This window comes from Mycobacterium sp. (genome assembly GCF_035653355.1).
Classification (GTDB): domain Bacteria; phylum Actinomycetota; class Actinomycetes; order Mycobacteriales; family Mycobacteriaceae; genus Mycobacterium.
Genome location: NZ_DASRBZ010000429.1, coordinates 1 through 5,706, shown reverse-complemented (window position 1 = coordinate 5,706; position 5,706 = coordinate 1). Strand labels below are relative to the sequence as shown.

Here is a 5,706-nt window from a genome sequence, read left to right as displayed (position 1 = left end):
TCGACGGCAAACTCACCGGCCGCCTGGTCGGCCCGATCATCGACCGGGCCGGAAAAGCCAAGGCGCTGCGCGACTTTGCGCACCAGGCCGGGGTGCCGCTGGAGCAGACTGTCGCCGTCGGCGACGGCGCCAATGACATCGACATGCTGGCCGCAGCCGGCCTCGGGGTGGCGTTCAACGCCAAGCCCGCACTGCGCGAGGTCGCCGACGCCTCGCTGAGCTATCCCTACCTCGACACCGTGCTGTTCTTGCTGGGTGTCACCCGCGGTGAGATCGAGGCCGCCGACGCGGTCGACGGCGTGTTGCGGCGAGTCGAGATTCCGCCGGAATAGCCGGGCAGCCCCCGGGTGGAGTGCCGAAAGAAGCAAAAGCCCCGACTTCCTGCCGAAATTGGGGCCTTTTGCGTCTGCTCGGCAGGGGTACGGCACGATGGTCGGGTGTCCAAAACCGCAAGCCGGAGGTGAAAGCCGTGGATTCGCAAGAATTCACGGCCGGAACCGACCAGATTAGCGATGCAGTCGACCCTGATCTGCTGATCGACTTCAGAGATGTTTCGTTGCGACGCGGTGGGCGCGTTTTGGTGGGCCCGGTGGACTGGGCGGTCGAGCTCGACGAACGCTGGGTGATCGTCGGGCCCAACGGTGCCGGCAAGACCTCGCTGCTGCGGATCGCCGCCGCGGCCGAGCACCCGTCGTCGGGTGTCGCCTACGTGCTCGGCGAACGACTGGGCCGCGTTGACATGACCGAGCTGCGGTCCCGCGTGGGTTTGAGCTCGTCGGTGTTGGCGCAACGGGTTCCTGGCGAGGAAGTGGTGCGCGACCTCGTCGTCTCGGCGGGCTATGCGGTTCTGGGCCGGTGGCGCGAGCGCTACGACGACGTCGACTACAACCGTGCCATCGACATGCTGGAGAGCCTGGGCGCCGAACACCTGGCCGACCGCACCTACGACACCCTTTCCGAAGGCGAGCGCAAACGCGTGCTGATCGCCCGAGCGTTGATGACCGACCCTGAACTGCTGCTGCTCGACGAGCCGGCCGCCGGACTGGACTTGGGCGGGCGAGAAGAGCTGATGGCGCGGCTGACCGACCTGGCCGCCGACCCCGACGCCCCCGCGCTCGTCTTGGTCACCCACCACGTCGAGGAAATTCCTATCGGCTTCAGCCACTGCATGCTGTTGTCCGAAGGCCAGGTCGTCGCGGCGGGCTTGCTGCCCGATGTGCTTACCGCCGAGAACCTGTCAGCGGCGTTCGGCCAGTCGATTGCCGTCGACGTCATCGATGGTCGTTACTTCGCCCGGCGCACTCGCGCCCGTGCAGCACACCGGAGACGCTTATGACGTCACCGACTGGCGAGCAGTTCGTGCCACTGACACCGCGGCCCGCCGCGACCGTCATGCTGGTTCGCGACACTGCCGGGGGCATCTCCGTCTTTCTCATGCGCCGGCACTCGGCTATGGAATTCGCGGCCGGGGTCATGGTCTTTCCCGGCGGCGGTGTGGACGACCGCGACCGCAACGCCGACATCGCCTGGACCGGCCCGCCCCCAAGCTGGTGGGCGCAGCGGTTCGGCATCGAAGCCGACCTGGCCGAGGCGCTGGTGTGCGCGGCCGCGCGGGAGACCTTCGAGGAATCCGGGGTGCTGTTCGCCGGGCCGGCCGACGACCCGCACGGCATCGTCAGCGACGCCTCGGTGTACGGCGAATCACGCCGCGCGCTGGCTGACGGGACGCTGTCGTTCGCCGACTTTCTGCGCCGGGAAAACTTGGTATTGCGCGCCGATTTGCTGCGGCCATGGGCGAACTGGGTCACCCCGGAAGCCGAGCGCACCCGCCGCTATGACACCTATTTCTTCGTCGCAGCGCTACCGGAGGGCCAGCTCGCCGACGGGGAAAACACCGAATCAGACCGCGCGGGCTGGACTACGCCCGAGGCTGCCATCGAGGACTTCGCCGGCGGACGCACCTTCCTGTTGCCGCCGACCTGGACCCAGCTGGATTCGCTGGCCGGTCGGACGGTCGCCGAGGTGCTGGCCGTCGAACGCCAAATCGTCACGGTGCAACCGGATCTGGCGCGCAAGGGCGACAACTGGGTGATCGAGTTTTTCGACTCCGATCGCTACAACCAGGCGCGGGGCCGGCGGTGGCCGTGAGTGAGTTCGTCAGCCTCTACCTGGGCGCAGACCATCCCGGTGTCGCCACTCTGGCGTTGTCGCGGCCGCCCACCAACGCGATGACCCGTCAGTTTTATCGGGAGATCGCAGCGGCGGCCGCCGACTTGGCCGGGCGCGACGATGTGGCTGCCGTGATCCTGTTCGGCGGCCACGAGATCTTTTCCGCCGGCGATGACATGCCCGCGCTGCGCGCGCTGAGCCCGCAGGAGGCCGAGACCTGGGCGCGCGTGCGCCGCGAGGCCATCGAGGCCGTCGCCGCCATACCCAAGCCCACTGTCGCCGCGATCACCGGCTACGCGCTGGGCGCCGGCCTCACCCTGGCCTTCGCCGCCGACTGGCGGGTCAGTGGCGACAACGCCAAGTTCGGCGCCACCGAAATCCTGGCCGGCCTGATTCCCGACGGCGCCACGATGGCGCGGCTGACCCGCACGCTCGGGCCCAGCCGCGCCAAAGACCTCGTGTACAGCGGGCGTTTCTTCAGCGCCGAAGAGGCGTTGACGCTGGGGGTGATCGACGACATGGTGGCACCCGACGACGTCTACGACGCGGCCGCCGCGTGGGCCGGCCGGTTCGTCGAAGGTCCGGCACACGCGCTGGCGGCCGCCAAAGCCGGCATCGACGAGGTCTTCGAGCTGAGCCGCTCGGAACGGCTCGCCGCAGAGCGGCGCCGCTACCTGGAGGTTTTCGCCCGCACCTGCCACCAAGACGGTGCGCCGGCTTGATGGTGGCAACCCGCTCTGCATCGTCGCCGGGCTAGGCTGGCGTCTCATGACGAGGAGTTCGAAAGTCGCCGGTGAACCGTCGCCCCAGCCGCATGCCACGGCCGAACAAGTAGAGGCGGCCCGCCATGACAGCAAGCTGGCCCAGGTGCTCTACCACGACTGGGAGGCGGAGAACTATGACGAGAAGTGGTCGATTTCCTACGACCAGCGCTGTGTCGACTACGCTCGCCACTGCTTCGACGCGGTCGTGCCAGACGATGAGATCCATGTTCTGCCCTACGACCGGGCACTTGAATTAGGCTGCGGCACAGGGTTTTTCCTGCTCAACCTGATCCAATCCGGGGTTGCGCGGCGCGGTTCGGTTACCGACCTGTCGCCGGGCATGGTCAAGGTTGCCACCCGTAACGGGCGGTCGCTGGGGTTGGAGATCGACGGCCGCGTCGCCGACGCCGAAGGCATTCCCTACGACGACAACACATTCGACTTGGTGGTGGGACATGCTGTGCTGCATCACATCCCAGAGGTCGAATTGTCGTTGCGGGAGGCTATCCGGGTGCTGCGGCCCGGTGGGCGGTTCGTGTTCGCCGGCGAACCCACCTCTGTCGGCGACCGTTACGCCCGCAACCTGTCGACGCTGACCTGGCGGATCACCACCAACGTCACCCGGCTCCCCGGCCTGGGCAGCTGGCGGCGTCCGCAAGCCGAACTCGATGAGTCGTCACGCGCCGCGGCGTTGGAAGCCCTCGTCGACCTGCACACCTTCACACCGGGCGAACTCGAGCGGATGGCCGTCGACGCCGGCGCCGTGCAGGTGCGGACGGCCACCGAGGAGTTCAGCGCTGCGATGCTGGGTTGGCCGCTGCGCACCATCGAAGCCGCGGTGCCGCCCGGGCGGCTGGGCTGGGGTTGGGCGAAGTTCGCGTTCACCGGCTGGAAGACGCTGAGCTGGGTGGACGCCAACGTCTGGCGCCGCGTGGTGCCCAAGGGCTGGTTCTACAACGTGATGCTCACCGGGGTAAAGCCGTCCTGAGCGTCGGCTTTGCCTTCAGCCGCGCCGACGTCACCTATCTGCGATCGGAATCGGGCAGCGCGGCGCTGCACGCGGTCGCCGCATACGCGTTCACGGAGGACAGTCGCGTCGCCGACATCGCCAAAGTGCGGGCCCGGTTCGGCGAGCGCGCGCCCGCGCTGGTGGAGACGACCCTGCTGCGTCGCCGCGCGACAGCCAAGCTGGCCGGCCTGTGCGACGTGTCGAGCTGGTTGTTCACCGACGAGGCGCTGCAGCAAGCCAGTGCAGCCCAGGTGGCCAAACACCGTGCTAACCGGCTGGCCGGTCGCCTCGTCCACGACGTGACATGCTCGATTGGGACGGAACTTGCCGCGCTGCGCGCCGTGGCCGCTCGGGTGGTGGGCAGTGACAACGACCCGGTCCGGCTGGCGATGGCGCAACACAACCTCGCGGATAGCGTCGACCTGTGCCGGGCCGATGCGCTGCATCCGGTGACCCGCGACACGACAGTGGTGGTCGATCCGGCCCGGCGCCGAGGCGGTCGGCGGCGGTTCGACCCACGCGACTACCAGCCCCCGCTGGATCAGCTGCTGGACGTCTACGGTGAGCGTGACTTAGTTGTAAAGTGTTCTCCCGGAATTGATTTTGACCGTCTAGGGTTTGACGGCGAGGTCGAGGTGACCTCGTATGACGGCAGCGTGCGCGAAGCGTGCCTGTGGTCGGTTGGGTTGGCCGAGCCGGGGGTGCGCCGCCGGGCCAGCGTGCTTGACCGCGGCGAGCAGATCACCGACACCGACCCGGACGACTGCTTGGTGCGGCCTGCCGGGCGGTGGATCGTTGACCCCGACGGCGCCGTGGTGCGCGCGGGCCTGGTCCGCCACTACGGCGCCCGGCATGGACTGTGGCAGCTCGACCCGGACATCGCCTACCTCTCCGGCGACCAGCTGCCGCCGGGGCAGCGTGGCTTCGAGGTTCTCGAGCGGCTGCCGTTCAACGAGAAGCGGCTCCGCCAGGCCCTGGCGGCGCGGGATTGCGGCCCGCTGGAGATCCTGGTGCGCGGTGTCGACGTTGAGCCTGACCTGCTGCGTCGTCGGCTGGGCTTGCGCGGTAGCCAGCAGCTGTCGGTGGTCGTGACCCGCATCGGCTCGGGGTCTGCGAGTACTGCGACGGCGTTCGTTTGTCGTGCCTCGCGATAGCGCCCAGGTAGGCTGGCAGCAGTTGCTTTTCTGACGGCGCTCACGCCGTTTTGTCTGGCGGGGATAATTCGACGCATGCGTAATTGGATAGTGGCCGCGGTGCTTGCTGCTGCGATGCTGGTGACCTGGTCGGTCGGCCCGGCGGTAGGCGCGCAGTCGCCGTGCGCAAGCTTGGGCGGATCGGTCGACGGCCAGATGTGCCGGGTGCAGGCGTCGAACCCCACCTACGCGGTCAACATGAGCTTTCCTGTCGACTACCCCGACGAGCAGGCGATGACCGATTTCCTCACCCAGAACCGGGACGGGTTCGTCAACGTGGCGCAGACGTCCGCGCCGCGGGACGTGCCCTACCAGATGGACGTCACCTCAGAGCAGTACCAGTCGGGCCAGCCGCCGCGCACCCGCAGCGTCGTGCTCAAGGTGTTCGAGGATCTCGGTGGGCCGCGTCCGTCGACCTTCTACAAGACGTTCAACTACGACCTGACCCGGCATCAGGCGGTGACGTTCGACACCCTCTTCGTCCCCGGCAGCAAACCGCTGGACGCCATCTACCCCGCGGTGCAGCGCGAGCTAGGGCGCCAAACCGGGCTCGGCGGGGCGGTACCGCCCG

At 68.2% G+C, this 5,706-nt stretch carries 7 protein-coding genes; all 7 read left to right on the top strand.

The genetic code is table 11. The features are described 5' to 3' along the window. Positions 1–332 (top strand): HAD family hydrolase (locus tag VFA16_RS14860; RefSeq protein WP_324968552.1); only part of this gene is annotated, 332 nt, incomplete at its 5' end. Between the two features lie 173 nt (positions 333–505). Next, a complete protein-coding gene (locus tag VFA16_RS14855) occupies positions 506–1,336 on the top strand; it encodes an ABC transporter ATP-binding protein (protein ID WP_324968554.1) in 831 nt (276 codons plus the stop codon). Further along, positions 1,333–2,148: an NUDIX hydrolase gene (locus VFA16_RS14850; protein WP_324968551.1), complete on the top strand. Its 816-nt coding sequence runs from the start codon at positions 1,333–1,335 to the stop codon at positions 2,146–2,148. The genes VFA16_RS14855 and VFA16_RS14850 overlap by 4 nt, the downstream gene beginning before the upstream one ends. Further along, positions 2,139–2,891, top strand: a complete 753-nt coding sequence (locus tag VFA16_RS14845) for an enoyl-CoA hydratase (RefSeq protein WP_414687726.1) — start codon at positions 2,139–2,141, stop codon at positions 2,889–2,891. The genes VFA16_RS14850 and VFA16_RS14845 overlap by 10 nt, the downstream gene beginning before the upstream one ends. Before the next feature lie 46 nt (positions 2,892–2,937). Continuing rightward, entirely contained in the window at positions 2,938–3,921 is a 984-nt protein-coding gene (locus tag VFA16_RS14840) for a class I SAM-dependent methyltransferase (RefSeq protein ID WP_324968549.1), read from the top strand. Further along, positions 3,879–5,096, top strand: a complete 1,218-nt coding sequence (locus tag VFA16_RS14835) for a THUMP-like domain-containing protein (RefSeq protein ID WP_324968553.1) — start codon at positions 3,879–3,881, stop codon at positions 5,094–5,096. The genes VFA16_RS14840 and VFA16_RS14835 overlap by 43 nt, the downstream gene beginning before the upstream one ends. Before the next feature lie 75 nt (positions 5,097–5,171). After that, the coding region (locus VFA16_RS14830; RefSeq protein WP_324968548.1) for an esterase at positions 5,172–5,706 on the top strand (535 nt) is incomplete at its 3' end.

Coding starts and splice junctions, on each gene's coding strand:
- VFA16_RS14850 (WP_324968551.1), top strand. CDS start 1,333: ATGACGTCACCGACTGGCGAGCAGTTCGTGCCACTGACACCGCGGCCC.
- VFA16_RS14840 (WP_324968549.1), top strand. CDS start 2,938: ATGACGAGGAGTTCGAAAGTCGCCGGTGAACCGTCGCCCCAGCCGCAT.